General features: G+C 38.9%; 17 protein-coding genes. 5 read left to right on the top strand and 12 right to left on the bottom strand.

The features are described 5' to 3' along the window. Positions 1 to 136 precede the first annotated feature (136 nt). The 3 genes from C9J41_RS07670 to C9J41_RS07660 form a co-directional block, all read right to left on the bottom strand. The gene (locus tag C9J41_RS07670) at positions 137 to 2,692 is read right to left on the bottom strand and encodes a glycosyl hydrolase family 18 protein (RefSeq protein WP_107294429.1); all 2,556 of its coding nucleotides are present in this window, start codon (positions 2,690 to 2,692) and stop codon (positions 137 to 139) included. Between the two features lie 388 nt (positions 2,693 to 3,080). Then, positions 3,081 to 3,629, bottom strand: coding sequence for a rhodanese-like domain-containing protein (locus C9J41_RS07665; RefSeq protein WP_107294428.1), 549 nt, complete (start codon positions 3,627 to 3,629; stop codon positions 3,081 to 3,083). A gap of 149 nt (positions 3,630 to 3,778) precedes the next feature. After that, a complete protein-coding gene (locus C9J41_RS07660; RefSeq protein WP_107294427.1) occupies positions 3,779 to 5,212 on the bottom strand; it encodes a helicase HerA-like domain-containing protein in 1,434 nt (477 codons plus the stop codon). Between the two features lie 722 nt (positions 5,213 to 5,934). Between C9J41_RS07660 and C9J41_RS07655 the strand changes: the two genes are divergently transcribed. Next, the gene (locus C9J41_RS07655; protein ID WP_107207058.1) at positions 5,935 to 6,780 is read left to right on the top strand and encodes a mechanosensitive ion channel family protein; all 846 of its coding nucleotides are present in this window, start codon (positions 5,935 to 5,937) and stop codon (positions 6,778 to 6,780) included. Between the two features lie 59 nt (positions 6,781 to 6,839). Here C9J41_RS07655 and C9J41_RS07650 read toward each other — a convergent pair whose 3' ends face one another. The 5 genes from C9J41_RS07650 to C9J41_RS07630 form a co-directional block, all read right to left on the bottom strand. Continuing rightward, positions 6,840 to 7,628, bottom strand: coding sequence for a ParA family protein (locus tag C9J41_RS07650; protein WP_107259872.1), 789 nt, complete (start codon positions 7,626 to 7,628; stop codon positions 6,840 to 6,842). An 88-nt stretch (positions 7,629 to 7,716) separates the two neighbouring features. Next, complete coding sequence (locus tag C9J41_RS07645) at positions 7,717 to 8,100, bottom strand: VOC family protein (RefSeq protein ID WP_107294426.1); 384 nt, start codon at positions 8,098 to 8,100, stop codon at positions 7,717 to 7,719. Positions 8,101 to 8,131: 31 nt separating this feature from the next. Next, entirely contained in the window at positions 8,132 to 8,653 is a 522-nt protein-coding gene (locus C9J41_RS07640) for a hypothetical protein (RefSeq protein ID WP_107294425.1), read from the bottom strand. Between the two features lie 37 nt (positions 8,654 to 8,690). Next, positions 8,691 to 8,906, bottom strand: a complete 216-nt coding sequence (locus tag C9J41_RS07635; RefSeq protein ID WP_107207062.1) for a DUF3820 family protein — start codon at positions 8,904 to 8,906, stop codon at positions 8,691 to 8,693. A 96-nt stretch (positions 8,907 to 9,002) separates the two neighbouring features. Continuing rightward, positions 9,003 to 9,632, bottom strand: coding sequence for a fumarylacetoacetate hydrolase family protein (locus C9J41_RS07630; protein ID WP_107207063.1), 630 nt, complete (start codon positions 9,630 to 9,632; stop codon positions 9,003 to 9,005). Between the two features lie 276 nt (positions 9,633 to 9,908). Between C9J41_RS07630 and C9J41_RS07625 the strand changes: the two genes are divergently transcribed. Beyond that, entirely contained in the window at positions 9,909 to 10,319 is a 411-nt protein-coding gene (locus C9J41_RS07625; RefSeq protein WP_107207064.1) for an META domain-containing protein, read from the top strand. Positions 10,320 to 10,367: 48 nt separating this feature from the next. On the opposite strand, the gene C9J41_RS07620 is transcribed toward C9J41_RS07625, so the two are convergent. The 3 genes from C9J41_RS07620 to C9J41_RS07610 form a co-directional block, all read right to left on the bottom strand. Continuing rightward, positions 10,368 to 10,910: an NUDIX domain-containing protein gene (locus C9J41_RS07620; RefSeq protein WP_107207065.1), complete on the bottom strand. Its 543-nt coding sequence runs from the start codon at positions 10,908 to 10,910 to the stop codon at positions 10,368 to 10,370. Positions 10,911 to 10,975: 65 nt separating this feature from the next. Next, on the bottom strand, positions 10,976 to 12,664 hold the full coding sequence (locus C9J41_RS07615) for an asparagine synthase-related protein (protein ID WP_107290718.1): 1,689 nt from the start codon (positions 12,662 to 12,664) through the stop codon (positions 10,976 to 10,978). Between the two features lie 208 nt (positions 12,665 to 12,872). After that, a complete protein-coding gene (locus tag C9J41_RS07610) occupies positions 12,873 to 13,406 on the bottom strand; it encodes a Dps family protein (protein ID WP_107207067.1) in 534 nt (177 codons plus the stop codon). A gap of 315 nt (positions 13,407 to 13,721) precedes the next feature. Here C9J41_RS07610 and C9J41_RS07605 point away from each other — a divergent pair, with 315 nt between their 5' ends. The 3 genes from C9J41_RS07605 (at position 13,722) to C9J41_RS07595 (ending at position 15,959) form a co-directional block, all read left to right on the top strand. Next, positions 13,722 to 14,642 (top strand): M14 family metallocarboxypeptidase, encoded by a 921-nt coding sequence (locus C9J41_RS07605; protein WP_107207068.1) that lies wholly within the window; start codon positions 13,722 to 13,724, stop codon positions 14,640 to 14,642. 156 nt (positions 14,643 to 14,798) lie between these two features. After that, positions 14,799 to 15,278, top strand: coding sequence for a methylated-DNA--[protein]-cysteine S-methyltransferase (locus C9J41_RS07600; protein WP_107207069.1), 480 nt, complete (start codon positions 14,799 to 14,801; stop codon positions 15,276 to 15,278). A 159-nt stretch (positions 15,279 to 15,437) separates the two neighbouring features. After that, positions 15,438 to 15,959, top strand: coding sequence for a YbaK/EbsC family protein (locus tag C9J41_RS07595; RefSeq protein WP_233220397.1), 522 nt, complete (start codon positions 15,438 to 15,440; stop codon positions 15,957 to 15,959). 108 nt (positions 15,960 to 16,067) lie between these two features. Here the strand turns inward: C9J41_RS07595 and C9J41_RS07590 are convergent, their stop codons facing one another. Next, positions 16,068 to 17,285, bottom strand: coding sequence for a hypothetical protein (locus tag C9J41_RS07590; protein WP_107294424.1), 1,218 nt, complete (start codon positions 17,283 to 17,285; stop codon positions 16,068 to 16,070). Positions 17,286 to 17,489 lie beyond the last annotated feature (204 nt).

Raw genomic sequence — 17,489 nt, 5'->3', positions numbered from 1 at the left:
CTTAGCGCCTTTTTTATCCGCATAATAAAAAATCCCCTGAGACACTAAATGTCTCAGGGGATAATTACTTAAAGCATGTTGTAATGGCTGATGAGTAGGTTATTACTGCACTATTACCAGCTCATTAATTTTACGCTTATTGACAGTTAGCTACGCCAACTTCTTTCCATACACCCCATTGACCAGATTTCGCTGGGTCTTCGCCACGTGTCCACCACTTAGCTTCCCAAACCTTACCATCTTTAGTCGCTTGGTCACCGCCAGTGTAAACTGTTGCTGCGTCCCATGCGTTATCACATGTATCAACAGGTGGCTCTACCGTTGTATGTTTAGCAACAACAACTGTCGCTGAAGCGCTTGAGCTTGCTTCACCATCAGATACCGTTACAGTAAAGACTACGTTAGTGTCTTGCGTGTACTCAGCCGCAGTAAATAGTACTTGTGAACCATTAACTGTTGCATTAACACCAGCTGGTAATGTCCAATCAAATGTTAGCGTATCACCCGCATCTGCATCAGAAGAAGCTGATGCATCAACAACAACTACATCGCCAGCGTTTGCTGTTTGTGGTGCAGTTACACTTGCAACTGGTGCCGTGTTTGTTGGTGGTACGACAACATCTTTAGGGGTTACAGTGACAACAACAGTATCTGATGACGATGCACCTTTGTTATCTGTTACTGTTAGTTTGAACGTTAATTGCTCAGCTTCTACCACTTCTGCAGCGACAAAACTTGCTGTAGCAGAATCAGCACCAGTTAATGCTACCGCTGTACCTGATACTTGCTCCCAAGCATAACTAGCAATGCTACCATCTGAGTCTTTCGAGCTTGAACCATCAAGTGTTACAGATGCAGGACCTGAAACCGTTTGATCCACGCCAGCTGCTGCTGTTGGTGCCTTGTTTGGCTTATCAATCACCGCGCCCGATACACCTTCATGCATTGCATTTAGGATATCACCGTTATCCGCATCAATTTCCCATGAGAATAAACCAGCAAGGCCAAGTGATTTAACGTAGTTACCTTTAGCTTTAACAGAACGCTCATCATCAAATGTGATCAAGTCACCTGTTGAACGATTCCACACATACGGTGCTTCTGCTTGCTCATCGTAACCATATTCAAAGCCATTGATACCTTGGCTGTTAGCACCAAGCATGTATGATTTAATGCCTTTGTAATCAATAACGCCGTCTTCCCAAACACCTTGAGCTTTGCTGCCCGTCAGTTTGCCAGTACCTGTACCTGTCATTGGATCTGTTGGATCTGTTAGCGTATCAGGTGTTACACCCGTCCAACCACGACCATACATTGCAGCACCAAGAACCAGTTTGTTAGCAGGAACGCCCTGATCTAGCAGTAACTGAATACCAATATCAGAGGTGTATGCAGGTCCTTTGTACGGTTCGCCATTTTCATCTAGACCAGTACCGTCACACTGACCAGGACGCATGAAGTTACCACAGTAAAGTGCTGTTTGGTGACCAGGAACGTTGTTCCAACCGCCGTAGAAGTCGTATGTCATTGCGAAGATGTAATCCATGTATTGGATAGCTTCGCCATAATCAACGTCTTCAATTTTATCGTAACCAACACCGATTGCTGATGTTAGCTCATAAGTACGACCTGTATCAGCTTCTAGCTTATCAAGCATCGCACGCAGTTCACGCATTAACGCAATGTAAGCAGGACCATCTTTTACTACATCACCGCGATCTGCTGCTTGGCCGCCGCCACCAGGGAATTCCCAGTCAATATCTACACCATCATAGAATTTCCATGTTTTTAGGAATTTCTCAACAGAGGCAACGAATGTGTCACGGTTTGCTTTATCTACAAAATCAAAGAATGGGTCAGACAATGTCCAGCCACCGATTGATGGGATAATTTTCAGATCAGGGTTACGCTGTTTCAATGCCATTAGCATTGCGTAGTTACCCTTGATAGGTGTGCTATATTCATGACCTGCTTGCTTAAAGCTCTTTTGGAATGCAGCCCATGGGTCATGGATAACAACTTCGTAATCATTAACACCTTTACACGCAGTTTGTAGTGCGTTGAAGCTATTACCACCTACCGATTTCACAGACTCGTTTGGACCACAAATTGGGATGAAGCCATAAAGAATATGGGTCAAGTTGTCTGCAGGAATGTTATCTACTGTATATTCACGGCCATAGATACCCCACTCAACGAAATACGTCCCCATAACAACGCTTGGGTCGGTATCAAATGATTTGTTGTTTGGATCAACATTCATTGCTAGAGGAGGTAAGTGTGAACCATCTGTATCTGCAATGGTGATTTGTGCTGGCGCACTTTTCGCACATCCTGTTTCGTCACAGGCTTCGATTTCCATTTGGTACAAGCCGCCTTGCTCGTACTCAAAAGAAGCGGTGGTTTGACTACCTTTGATTGGACCAGATGCGACCTTTTCACCATCAAAATAGATGTTGTAAGTATCGCCTGATTTACCACTCCATTGGTTAAATTTCACATTAATCTTAGCTTTGTCATGGTATTTAACCATGTCGTTATAGCCAGATGTTGTTTCCATCGCTAGCTCAATTTTAGAGAACTGAAGGTTGTTAGAACCATACAGATCAATGCTTGGTGCCGTAGGGGCCGCGAAAGCAGCGCCTGACAGTGCAAGGGATATTCCTGCTGCACAAAGGTTAAATCGAATCATAATCTATCTCTCAATCCTTGAATTTATACTCAACATTAAGCATATAATGCTTCTACGTCTGGTACAGGGTATGACTTTTTTTATTAGTAGAAACATGTATTCAGCATTTCAGAGACTGGCTATTTTTCAAAAAAAATAAGTCAGGGATCAATTCTTTTGCACAAATATTCGTACAAGAATTTCTAGATTTCATGGATTTTGCAACAAGAGGCAAACAATCAACAACATTTTGATAACATTTAACCGTATTAAAAATCCCCCTCGAAAAGCTATTTTTAGGCCAAAAAAAGTTTTTTTTAGAAGGAGAAAAACAAAGCCATCGATAACTTTTATAAAAAACAATATCAATAAACATTATTTATCAATGACTTAATTTTATATAAAACAGTTATATATGGCGTTTAATTGCAGAGAATCCGCCATCAATTTGAATAAAATGGCATTGTCGTAGTAATTTAAGCAATGAGATAGCAATCAAAGAACGGTATCCACCCGCACAATGGACAACAAAGTTATCTTTCTCTGAAGGCAGTTTGCCTTGCACAATATCGGATAACGGTAATACCTCAGCATTAGGTAGCGCACCTTTTGCTATTTCATCTTGTTCACGCACATCTAAAATATTTAGATCTGATGCCTTCGTTACTAACGTTTCAGCAGATATATGTTCAACCTGAGACAGTGTCCCCTCAAGCGATTGAAAACGGATATGGGTATAACCTATTGATTGCAATGTTTCTTTTACTTGGTCTTGATTATTAGGTGAAGCAATAACGTCTAATTGAATGTCTTTATCCGGTAGCATTAATTCAAGCCACCATTTAAATTGTTTCCCGCCAAATCCAACAAATACACTACCTTCAACATGACCCGCTAAGAACTCATCAGAACTTCGCGTATCAATCAGGATTTTTTTTCTATCTGTAAAAATATGCACGTCTACTATTATCCTTTAAAAATAGAAGCTTAAGACCTTACGCTTTTCTTATAAAAAAGCCATGGGCTCAGTAACATATTTATCGACAACAATATAAGATTTACACCGTATCTCTTTATCGATAACACAGAAGAGATTTAGTCATCAAATTAACGCCGCTTGAATAACGCTCTTACGATTGCATTCGCAAGTTGCCTTAATAAGGTTTTAATAAACGATTCAGTGTATGTTTGGCGCTGAGAGCGACGAGGCTTTCGAATACTTGCACGTTCATGTTCAGCTTCTTGTGTTTGCTGCTTTTTCTGCTCTGTGCGCTTATTTAATATCTCATGGGCTGACTCACGATTCACTGCTACTTTATATTGCTGAAAATACTGACTGGCGTTTAGCATTTCAATGCGCTTATCAGCACGAATAGGACCAATTTGCGACTCTGGAGGGCGAATAGTGGCATGTTCAACTACCGATGGTACACCGCCCTCTTCTAATACTGATACTAGTGCTTTACCTACGCCTAATTCACCCAGTAAGGTAACTACATCTAAATTTGGGTTATCCCTAAATGATTCAGCTGCAACTTTTACGGCTTTTCTCTCTTTTGGGGTATAGGCACGTAACGCATGTTGAATGCGATTACCCAGCTGTCCTAATACTGAATCTGGAATATCGGTTGGATTTTGACTTACAAAATAGATCCCAACCGCTTTAGAGCGGATCAAACGTACCACTTGCTCAATCTGATCTAAGAAGACCTTCGGTACATCATCAAACAGGAGATGAGCCTCGTCGAAAAAGAACACAAATTTAGGTTTATCGAGATCACCGACTTCCGGTAGGTTTTCATAAAGCTCAGACAACAACCATAATAAGAAGGTTGAGTACAACTTTGGTGATTGGATCAAGGTACTGGCATCCAGAATATTTATAATGCCTCGACCATCTGCGGCAGTTTTCATGAAATCATGGTAATCCAATGCTGGCTCACCAAAAAACTCGCTACCACCTTGGCGTTTAAAGCCCAATAAACGCCGCTCAATAGCAGCAATAGAGGACTTACTGATACGTCCGTACATCCCACCCAGTTGTTTTGAATTATCGCCTAAGTAATTTAGTGCGGTAGAAAAATCATCCAAATCCAACATCGGCATTTGATTTTCTTCTGCATATTCAAACGCTAAATTAATTAGCCCTTCTTGGACATCATTACAATCTAACAAACGACTTAATAATAGCGGTCCCATGTCTTCTAACGTCGCGCGGATTTTTGCCCCTTCTTTCCCAAACAAATCCCAGAACTCAACGGGAAAGGAAGTAAATTGAAAATCATCAATACCAATTTCTCGACAACGTTTTTGAACAACGGCGTTATCAGTACCAGCCTTCGCCATACCTGATAAGTCACCTTTTACGTCAGCAAGAAAAACGGGCACACCAAGGGATGAAAAACCCTCAGCTAAACATTGAAGTGTTACCGTTTTACCTGTACCTGTTGCTCCAGCAATAAAACCATGACGATTGGCATATTTAGGATGGATCCCAATTTTGTTTTCGCCCTTACCGATAAGAATTATGTCACTTTTCATATTCAGAGATTCTCTACATTTTATGATCTATCTTTATCAAACTTAGACTGAAGTCCTTAAAATTACGATAAATAATCATAAACATAGCGTTACTTTTGAGGTTAAATCGAAACTATTAATTTAGGTTTAAACATAAACAACATAGCTATAATGACGAACATGAATGGAATGACAAGAAGGGTAAGCTGATACCAACCAATCATGTTATTAAGCCTGCGATGCTAGCAAGTAAAGAGACGACTGTTACTGAGCTAAACACTACAAACTCATTATATGCTTGTGCTTTATCTTCTGAACTGTGTCCATACTTGTTTTTTCACCATCACATCCGTATAAAAAACACCCAATGAAAACACTAACATGAACATCAAGCTCTAAATAGAATCAGTTAACATGGACTTTTGATGGTTTCACTAATTATCTCCTCGATAATGGCTATTTTTATCAAAAACCTCATATTGCACTCACCATTAACACCCAACTAAATCATCAAAAAATTGCCGTCGCTTACCAACGTTCTTTTACTGAATGATACAAACGCGATAATAAATAAGATCTCATCACATTTTTAAAGGAGCTTATCGCTCTTTTTCTCTGTACTCTATTTTCAAATACCAAGTTGTCTTATACCCAATTCTATAAAGTTTTGATTTCTCTAACACATTCATCTGTTTTTTTTGATATAACTCTTTATTGATGTATTGAAATAAAAAGGAATAACGATGGATAAGGTTACGGAAGTTATTAATTTCCTCATCGCACACAAATTACTGCTAAGTGCTCTGATCATTGTGATTGTTTCACTGATCCGTCGTCTGGTTTTGACCAAAATTCGAGGGGAAGAACTCTTTCTTTCAGAAGAACAACGAAAATGGATGTCTCGAACCAAAAATGGCACCTTTTCTATTCTTATCCTTTTACTCTTTATCCTTTGGCGCTCAGAAATTAATGAGTTTGCATTATCTGTCACAGCGATCGCGGTTGCCATTGTTGTCGCATCGAAAGAAATTATTCTTTGTATTACAGGATCAATTCAACGCGCAAGCTCACGTTCGTTTCGAATCGGTGACTGGATTGAAGTGGGCAAGTTATGTGGCGAAGTCATCGAACACAATATGATGGCAACGGTTATCCAAGAGATCGATCTTCATCATGGCCAGTATCATTACACAGGAAAAACAGCAACCTTACCTAATAGTATGTTTTTCACTTACCCAGTAAAAAACCTCAATTTTATGAAGCGTTATGTTTACCATAACTTTTCTATCGTCGTACCCAATTTCCTCAACCTCTATCCTTTACTACCAACTATGGTCAAAAAAATAGAGCATCATTGTGAAGATTTTATTGACGTCGCTCGTCGCTATAACAGCATGATAGAAAAACATGCGGGTGTTGATTTACCGGGCTCAGAGCCACATATCCATATCAGTAGTGGTGCGACAGGAGAGCAAATTGTTCACTTCATGTTATTTTGTCCAACAGAGCAAGCGACGCATTTAGAGCAAGAAATTCGACAAGATTTTATGGAAGAATACGAAAAGCATTTTCCCAACAAAGATGACTAACCTGAAAAAGAGCGAGCATTAATCTCGCTCTTTTTAATTGTAAGCAATAAAAAATACGGCTAACTTTTGACAGCTTGTTTAGCATCACTTAATTGTTGATGTAATAGCGAAAATTGCTGAGTTAACTTATGCTTTGGTTGGAAATGAATAAGCGGGATTTGTTGAAAATGTGATTCTTTCATTTTGATCGATTGAGGTAGATAAGGCTCTAATACTGGGAAGCCTAATTCTTTAACACTCTCAATAATTTGACGGGGAAAATTTGCCTGAGCATTAAACATATTGACCACAATACCTTCTAATGACAACTCACGATTATGATCGTCTCGAAGCTCTGCTAAATTGTCCATTAAATTGATCAATGCCTGTTGTGAAAAACTATCACAATCAAATGGGATCAATAAGTTATGCGCCGCAATTAATCCCGACTTAGTATAGAAATTTAGGTTTGGTGGGGTATCAATATAAATATGTTCATACTCTTTTTCTAATTCATCTAAAGTTTCACGTAACTTATAAATCTTATAGCGGCGTTCTAATTCTGGCTCTAATTTATCTAATTTGGGGCTCGATGGAATAAGAAATAAATTATCATAATCGGTCGGTTGGGGGTAATCCAATGTTGGTGATGCCATTGAAAACCAAGAAGCGGTTTGATTAAGTAAATCAGCAATGGTTTTATCGCTTTTTTGATTAATATCGAACCCTAAATAATGGCTTGAATTACCTTGTACATCGAGATCTATCACCAATGTCTTGTACCCTTTCGCCGCACTAATAGCCGCTAAATTTACGGTAATACTTGATTTACCCACCCCACCTTTCTGATTAAATATAATCCTGCGCATTACATCCCTTCCAATGATTAATTATTAACCAATACAATATACCCTTATATGCATATCTTTGTTAGCTAAAAACCCACACTTCTCAACGTTAAGATTGATATAACTCAAGTGGTAATCCATCTGGATCGCTAAAAAAAGTAAATTTCTTTCCCGTTAATTCATCAATACGGATCGCTTCTACCTCAATATGATGTTCAACTAAATATGCTGCTACAGATTCCACATCATCAACTGAAAACGCCAGATGACGTAGCCCTTGGGCCTCAGGATAACTGGGTCTTTGAGGTGCATCAGGAAAAGAAAACAGTTCGATTTGGCTATTATCTGGTAAACGGAGATCGAGTTTGTACGATTGGCGTTGCGCTCTATAGGTTTCATTAATGATCTCCAGTTTTAATATTTGACTATAGAAGTGCTTAGAACGCTGATAATCAGAGCATATGATCGCAACATGGTGCATTCCGTTAAACATAAAATGCTTTCCTTATCTGATTTTAACGAGATTAATTAGAGGGGCCATTAGTAATGTAGGCTTTTTCATAAGGTGCTAATAAGTGTGGATTATTCTGAATATCCACATCTTTAATATGATTACCTGAATAATTTAAATACGTGAGATCTTTATTTTTTTTCACATCAAGAGATGTTAAATGATTGAAACTCACATTAAGCACTCTTAATTGTTTATTATGCTTAATATTCAATTTATTAAGCTGATTATTTTCAACACTAAGTAGCTCTAATTTAGGATTCTGACTAACATCAAGCTGGGTTAAATGATTATGTGATAAATCTAACTGTTGCAGATTAGGAAAATTACTTAATTCTTTAATTTTTGATATATGTAAACCGTCACATTTCAACTCGGTAATTTGTTCGCTATATGCTTTACCTTGCAAAATGACGCAACGTTTAAAGTTAGCATCAGCAAACGGAATATCACTGATTGCCACATAATGCTGGGCACAACCTGACAGTGTCAATCCACCCAAAAACAGCAATATAGATGAGAGTACTTTTTTCATTTAAAAATCTTTTCTATTACCGGTATTAAAACGACGCTTAGTCTTTGCGCAATGGTCGAATCACGCTTTCGAGACCTTCAATTTTAAAATCAAGCGCCAAAGCCATCAGCATACCTAACTCACCGTCAGGAAAGCCTTGTTTCTGAAACCACAATAAATACTCTTCAGGTAAGTCGATAAGGATTCGACCGGCGTACTTACCAAACGGCATTTTCATATTTGCTAATTTAATCACATGCTCTTGCTGAAACATTACTTTCTTCACATAGAAAAACAGCTAAGTATTGTAACAATGCTTAGCTGTAAATATGCGAAATTTTTGTCAATTAAAAATCAGTTGATTATCACGCTATGCCGCATCCCATGACTGGGCGACCACTCTTTGCCCATCAATATAAAGGCTTGCAGTGTAATGACCACCAGCATTCACTTCGCCGACACCTTTTGGTGTTCCCGTCATAACAATATCACCATCTTCTAATGTCATGAATGATTGGATTTCCTGCAAAATAGCGGCAGGTTTTGTGATCATTTGAGAGCTAACGCCTCGCTGTAAAACCTCTTGTTGTTGTTCAAACACCACTTCAAATTCCGTTTCAGCAATATTAGGAAGTGGCACGAAATCACTAAAAAGCACGGATCCATCAAACGCTTTTGCTCGTTCCCACGGTAGGCCCTTTTGTTTTAAGGTCGCTTGCAATTCTCGCTTTGTTAAATCTATTCCGACTCCCGCAGCCATAAACTGACCTTGTTGGTACATAAAACAAATTTCAACTTCATAATGTAGGAAATCGTTACTATGCTTAGCTTTGAGTTGTTGAGAAATGGCAGAATTGGGTTTCGTAAACAAGACAAGTTGCGTAGGAATTTCATTATTTAACTCATAGATATGCTCAACGTAATTTCGACCAACACATACCACTTTTGATGGTGTTATATACTTATCTCCAGTGGGTGAACTTAGCGTAATCTTCTGCATCAAATAATTATCCTTAATGATCATGAGTACGTCTATTATTCATATATTTATGAATGAATAAAAACATAAAAATAAAAAACAGATGCCGTTTACATTTTTACGGTTATTTGTCACACTTCATGGCTTGTTAAGTTTTAATGTTCATCTGACTTTTGTAAGCAAGACACAGAATAATATTGCGTTATTTTTGACACATCTGACTATTGACCGTTGCTCTTTATCATCGTCAACACCTGTATCTAACGCACCTTCTTGCTGTACGACATGAGAAAAATAATGAAAAAGATTTTATTAAGTACGCTTTTACTGACATCACTATTAACTGGTTGTAGTTCTTCTCCTAAAGATGCTGCTGCGCTTCCAAGCACATGGGAAGTAATGGCGATTGATGGGCATTCAGAGCCTGTAGATGCATTACCTAAAAAGCCAGAATTAGTGATTGATAATAATTTGACGGTCACTTACCACGGCTGTAATACATTAAAAGGCAAGCTGACACTAACTGGCCAGAATTTACTGACTAAAAATTTAGCGTCAACCCGTAAAATGTGTATTCAAAACGAACAAGCTATTGTTGATGGATTCGTAAAAAGAATGCTAACAGGTCCATCAGATTACCTAGTGAACCAGAACACATTGATTATCAGCTCTGAACGTCACACCGTGACATTTAAGAAAGTAAAATAATTCACCGATTGATTTCAATGCAACGGAGGCTCAATACCTCCGTTTTTTTTATGCATTAACAGTGATGAGCTCTTCTGCTATCAGTTTCAATAAAAAGGTTTCACGCTCAATCGACATCCCCTTTTTCTCAGAATGTTTCATCGTCTCTTCATTATGCGCTATCGCATCAAAAATATTGATCCATACCGGCTTCATACCATTTTTAATTTCGTAATCTTCAAAGCGAGTTGCGCCTAACTCTTTATCAATAGTACAAACGTAACAGTATGATTTCATATAAACCACATCATGATCTGGCTTATACCACGGGCGATATTCGTCATATTGACCAAACGCTTTAATATCTCGAATATTTCTTGCGCCAGTTTCTTCTTGTAATTCTCGGATCAACCCTTCGACTTTATCTTCTCCAGCATCAATGCCACCACCAGGTAAGGTGTAATCATGATAACGCTCTGTGTATAACATCAAAATATCTTCACCATTTAATACAATGGCTCTTGCGGCATCGCGTTGAAATATTGCTAAGTCAGTTGTATTAAAGTCAATATTGGCAAGATCAGGGTGAACAGATAGTTTTAAAAATCGCATATAACACAGAACTCATCACTGTCGATAACTAGGCTGCGTATTTTAGCTAACTCTGCCTATGATTACTAATGAGGGGATTTCAGGACTTGATTCATACGCTTAACAACATTCAATGTTGATTCACCACGGTGTAAGCCTAATGCTGTCAGTATACAATTAGCCCCTAGATAATGACGATTATAAAACTCACCTTTTGCATCAAATAAGGTGCTGACACCTATTTTCAGTAAATCCAGTTTATTTCTAACATTCGACGCTAACTGCCACTGGCTTAACGGCGGTAATAGATTATTTTTTAGCGGACAAGGTAAATGTCCCGGGTAGGTTTGCCACGGCGTAAGTAACGCTTCTGAATATGACTGATTAAGCCATTTCATATAGAGTTGATGTTTTACCGCTGAAGATACCGGTAACGCGAACATCACTTCCAGCATCGCTTTACTGTAAAACGGTAAGTGAAAATCTAATCGAAATTTATCCATATCTTCTAGTGCAGGAGCGATATGTTGATGTTGATCGTTTTCCCATAAAAAGAGTTGAAATGCTTTATCTAATGGTAAGTGTGAGTACTGACATAAGCATTCAACAATATTTAGCTCTAACTGCTGCTGCAATTTCGCCCCTTGTTTTACCATTCGTTTAGGAATATAAGCATGCTGATGTTTTAAATATGCTTTTGCCACAGCAAAAGGATCGCCACTGGCACATGCGGCAAGAATCTGATCATCACAAAACACCATACCAATACATACACTGCCACCATTACCCGACCATACTAGCCTAGGCCTCTCCACTTGCAGATAAAATGGATACTGTGTCGATCGCCAATAATGTCCTAAACGTTGCTCAACAGTCTGCTCTTGAGTATCACTGACATTCACAATATGCAGTGGAAAATCATGGCATTGTGCAAAAACTTCGGCATAAACCTCATCTTGCGACCGTTGATAGGAAAAGTTCATGCATTCTAATTTTATTCCGCGCTTTAACAACTCAGCGACAATAACACGAGAATCTAACCCCCCCGACAGTGTACTGATCGCATGAAGATCATTACCTATTGCTAGGTCGACCGCTTGCTTAAAGGCATGATCCAACTGAAGTGTTCCCTCACTATCATCAATACAATTAAACGGCATATCAGACCATCGAAAGTACCGCTCTTTAACAAGTGAAGTGCTTGTTAAGGTTAATTTTTCTCCCGGTTGGATAGAGTACACTTCGTTATAGTGGGTTTTATTGCCAAGTGAATAACCGATTACCGCATATTCAGTCGCCCCTGCTAAGTTGGTCGTTAACGTCACACTCAATTCATTGAACAAACGTAAACAGGAACTAAAAATTACGCTCCCTTTATATTTCATATAATAAAGTGGACGTATTGCCAAACTATCGGCAAAAATAGTTAATGCACGCCGTTGTTTATTATAATCTAGCACGCAATACGTACCTTGAGCCTTAGCCAATAATTGTGGGAAATTCGAAAGGCTCTGCTGCAAAAGCGTATTAACGTCTTGAGTCAGTGAAGAAGACATTAAGGTATGTCCAAGAACCATAGAAAAGCGTAAATGATTTTCAGCCCAGCTCGATTCGCGATGACAATCAATGGCGACTCGGCAAAAATACAAATGATTATCGAAATACTCATGCCTTATATCGGTTGGATTACGCGATAAATGTTGAGCGATCTCTTTTTTTATGAGCAATAAATCTGAAGTCCAAGCTTCTGAAATCACACCTGCAACAATACTCATTCATCTCTCCCACTGTGAAGAATGAATATCTGCAAAAAATAAACCAACTTTTTTCAAACATAACGCTTTGTTTCATCGTTATTATATGATGCTTCTCTTTTTATTCTTTATTAATCAATGCATCTTGCTACAAATATAATAAAAAAGCTTCTCTATTAAATTTTATAGAGAAGCTTCATTTTCTATCGTAATAGACAGAGATTCATTATCAATGACGATATGATTCATAAAGGAACCAAACACGACGCTCGGTTTGATCGATCCAGTTATCAATCATACTCACTGATGAATAGTCTCCACAGTCATCACATAAAGTATGCGCAGCACGAAGTTCTGCAGCTAATTGTTTGTTATCACTACAAAGTTCAGCAAGCATATCTGCAGGTTCAACATAATCAGCATCATTGTCTAAAATACGCTGCATACGTGATATTTCACCAATAGAACGTAAAGTTTTTCCACCAATTTTACGCACACGTTCAGCAATGTCATCGGTCATTGCAAACAATTGAACACTTTGCTCATCAAGCATTAAGTGATAATCACGGAAATGTGCACCACTCATATGCCAATGGAAGTTTTTGGTCTTCATATAAATTGCATAAACATCAGCAAGGATCGCTGTTAGTGCACCACTGATCTCTTTAGTCGCGTCTACACTTAAATCTGTAGGTGTGGCTAGAGGACGAGTAAGGTGTAATTTTGCATCTTCAATTTGTGATTCATTCAAGATAGTACTCATCGTCTTTTCCTAGTATGTTATTTGTGACAACGAATTCACTATATCCCCTTTAATTTGTATGACAATATTCTTTTGTCGGTTGTTATTGCAACTTAATATTGAGCCTTTAATTACTTGTATCAAAAATCAAAAATATTTAATTTACTGCAAGCTCCTGATTGAATTTAATAAATAATATTCATCTAATATTTTTCGATATAAAATTACCTTATATCTACAGCAACAGTATTCGTTATAAATAAAACCATATTTGCCAAAAACTTAAGCATAATGTAAAAAGTTATTTAATTTAAAAATAAAAATAGGAAGGCAATAATGCAGTCATCTACCTACCACATTGGTGAAGCAGGTAAAGCTTGGGGAAGCGACGAAAAAGCACAATGGTTAGCACAGACAACCATTAAACGTTCTTACCTTGAGCAAGTTGTGACAAAAATTGATGCATTGAAAAATGATTTTGATGTCACTCAGTATGGTGCTCTGTCTTATGCCCCTGATAAATACCCTCTTTTTGCGATAAAATCGCGTAATTGGGATAGCAATAAACCAACAATTTTAATCACCGGTGGTATTCACGGTTATGAAACGAGCGGTGTCCACGGCGCACTTGCATTTGCCGCTTTAGAAGCTAAACACTACAGTGATGATTTTAATATTCTGATTGCGCCTTGTGTGAGCCCTTGGGGCTATGAAACCATCAACCGTTGGAACCCTAACGCTGTTGATCCTAACCGCTCATTCATCCCCAATAGCCCAGCAGAAGAATCAGCGGCTTTAATGCGCTTAGTTCAAGAGCAAAAAACATCATTTCTAGCGCATATTGATCTTCATGAAACGACGGATACCGACGAGTCCGAGTTTCGTCCTGCACTAGCAGCGCGTGACGGTAAAGAATATATTGAAGACAGTGTACCTGACGGCTTCTATGTGGTTGGTGATACTGAAAACCCTCAAGATGCTTTCCAAACTGCAATTATTGATGAAGTACGCCACGTTACCCATATAGCGCCACCTGATGACAACGGAAATATTATTGGTGAAGCGATTACCCAAGAAGGCGTAATTAACTACCCATTAAAAGCATTAGGATTATGTGCAAGCGTAACAGATGCGTTGTATACCTCGACGACCGAAGTCTATCCTGATAGCCCGCGCGTGACAGAAAAAGAATGTAATATGGCGCAAGTTGCCGCAATTAAAGGTGCATTAGACTATTTAAAGCAACACGTTAAATAATAAATAATGTTCAGCTAACCTTGTTATTTTATATGCAAGGTTAGCGTTTTCTATCTTTTGTTTTGTTATTTTTAACATCTAAATACCAACGTTTGAATTGCAGATTTATATTCCCCATAATAAAGCCATCACTCACCTCGAATTTGGCAAGCCGATATGGATATCTTTTTCAAACACATTGATAGCCCATTAGGGAAAATGACTCTCACGGCAAACGATAATGCACTGCTTTCTGTTTGGTTTGAAAGCCATACTATCCCCTCTTTACATCACGCCATACTTAAACCAGACCATGCTATCTTGCTGCAATGTGAGGAACAATTAGCTGAATACTTTTCAGGTGATAGAAAACAATTTTCAGTACCTTTATCGTTTCAAGGCACACAATTTCAAGAACGTGTATGGCAAACATTAACGACAATTCCCTATGGTCAGACATGGCACTATCAACAATTAGCAAATGCTATTGATAATCCAAACGCGTGTCGTGCTGTCGGTAGCGCTAACGGTAAAAATACCTTATCCGTTATTGTACCGTGCCACCGAGTGATCACTAAAAGTGGTAATTTAGGAGGATATGCGGGAGGAAATCATATTAAGCAACAGTTACTCGCACTAGAAAGTCAGTTTAAATAATAAAATGCACCCACTCTGACTATATTTTTCTATTGATAAACTCATCTACAACAGCAGATACCTGCCATACTTACTGTTAAATGTCGCGTTTATGAGTAGCATATAAGTAAAAGAGAATCGGCGTTTTAAAATAAACCAAGGCGAAGATATGAGGAGGCAATGATGGCCACAGCAATCTCTGTCGAACAATATTTATCACACCATAATATTGAACTTAAACTAACTCACCATCGTCCTACCGACTCATCCTTTAATTCCGCAATGTCAGCACACGTTCCCACAACGAAGGTGGCTAAATCTGTCATCTTAAAAGATCAACAACACAACTACCTCATGGCTGTAATACCGGCAAATCGTCGCGTTATGTTAGATAAGGTGAGTAAAATTACGGGTAAAAAGTACTATTTAGTTGGTGAACACGAACTGTCATCGCTATTCCAAGACTGTAGCCCCGGCGCGATCCCCAATCTAGGGCAGATCTATCATCTGGATATGATCGTCGATAACATACTGTTTGATATCGACGACATTTACCTTGAAGCGGGTGATCATGAAAATCTTATTCACCTCACCACCGAGCAATTTAAAAAAGTCATGACCAACATCAGTCATCATACAATTAGTGGCTACAGAATGTTATTTACTCAACAGCATGAAAGTAGTTATTGGGATTGGGACTAGCCCTATCATGCTTCGTTTGACTAGATATAATAAAGCACATCATCACATTGGGTTTTATGATGATGCTTTGCGAATGCTGTTAGATACAACAGTGTTCGTATTTCCTACCTATTCATCAATCATTTCACACCAAGATGTTCCTGTGGGGATCTGCATGGCTTTACGCTCTGGGGTAGAGCTAACGGAGAGATCTCGCTGCAATATTGCTCCAGCCGCTAACACCATTCGCTCATAGACTAACGGATCAAACATACGCCCTGTTTGTCCCCATTCCACGGTATAACGACCACAACCCAGTGCTATACCCTCATTTTGTGAAAGAAATAAAAACCTATCCTGCAAGCCAAAGTGCTCATACATCATGTAAGACTGAAATAACATTGCCATATCTTCTTTGCGGTTACTGTAACCATATAAATCACTTGCACCTTCTACCTCAAAATGCGCACCAGCTTGTAAAGCAGTGAGTGTACTAACCTCATAGCTTGGCGTAACACCGTCATACAGTACATTGGCTGCATCAAACAAAAGCCCATCTTGCAGTGGAAACCGATCATAGAGAGTCTGATTTAATGGGGTCATCGCGTTGATGTTTTGATAAATAGTCCGATGAGGATCGAGTGATGTTAGGGAAGCAGGTGGAATCGCATCCACCGCATGCGCCAATTCATGCACCAATAGCCTAAATAAGGCGGGTAATAACTGATCAGTAGTACGCATCGTATTATTTTCTGCATACTCATTGCTCACCCAAGGCGCATAATTTCCCTCACTATCGACACTTTGCCTTACCGCCAAAAACGGTACATTAACCTGAAATTGATCACGAAAGTCCGGCTTAGCAATAATTGTTAGCCACTCCTGCTCGTTGCGCCATAAATAACGAGGATCAATATAAATGGTTGCAGTATTAGCACTATAAAAAGAAGGACGAATATCATCAGCAATGACGATAGCACTGACGGAGCGAAATAAAGGCAAGACGTCAGACGAAAGCAACGCTAAAGCAGATAAAAATTGCTCGGCCATCCAAGGGTGAGAAACAAAGATTCGTTGCTCAATATCCGTCAATGTCACTGCAGTGTTGAACGTTAACCCTATCGGTGGGAATTGGCTGACTAAACAGCTATTTCGATAATTTTTAGCGCACGCAAGGTACTGTTTTGGTGTCGTAGCAGAGTGTGCGGCAACCCTACTGAGATCAGGGTACCCTTCCGCATGTAGCTCTATCTCTTGGTGATTATCATCACAAGCGGTAAGTAATAGCGAAAAAGCCACGATAAAAAGAAAAGAAGACAGATATCTACAGTTCGAACTCAACCACATTTCGCACCTCCTTATCCCACTATTTTTCTAAGTGTAGCGGAAGGAAAATACTGATAAGTATTACCACTAATGCAAAGTTTCAAATATCGTGATCAAGCTTCACTATCGGAGATATTCCCGCTAACAAATATTGACTAAAAAGCGAATAAATCTATTCTGGAATAGAGCAACAGAGATGCATGTCGCACAGATTACTGTTGCCAA

The organism is Photobacterium sp. GB-50 (assembly GCF_003026755.1).
Taxonomy (GTDB): domain Bacteria; phylum Pseudomonadota; class Gammaproteobacteria; order Enterobacterales; family Vibrionaceae; genus Photobacterium.
The sequence above is the reverse complement of the archived record's forward strand: the minus strand, read 5'-3'. Positions and strand labels throughout refer to the sequence as shown.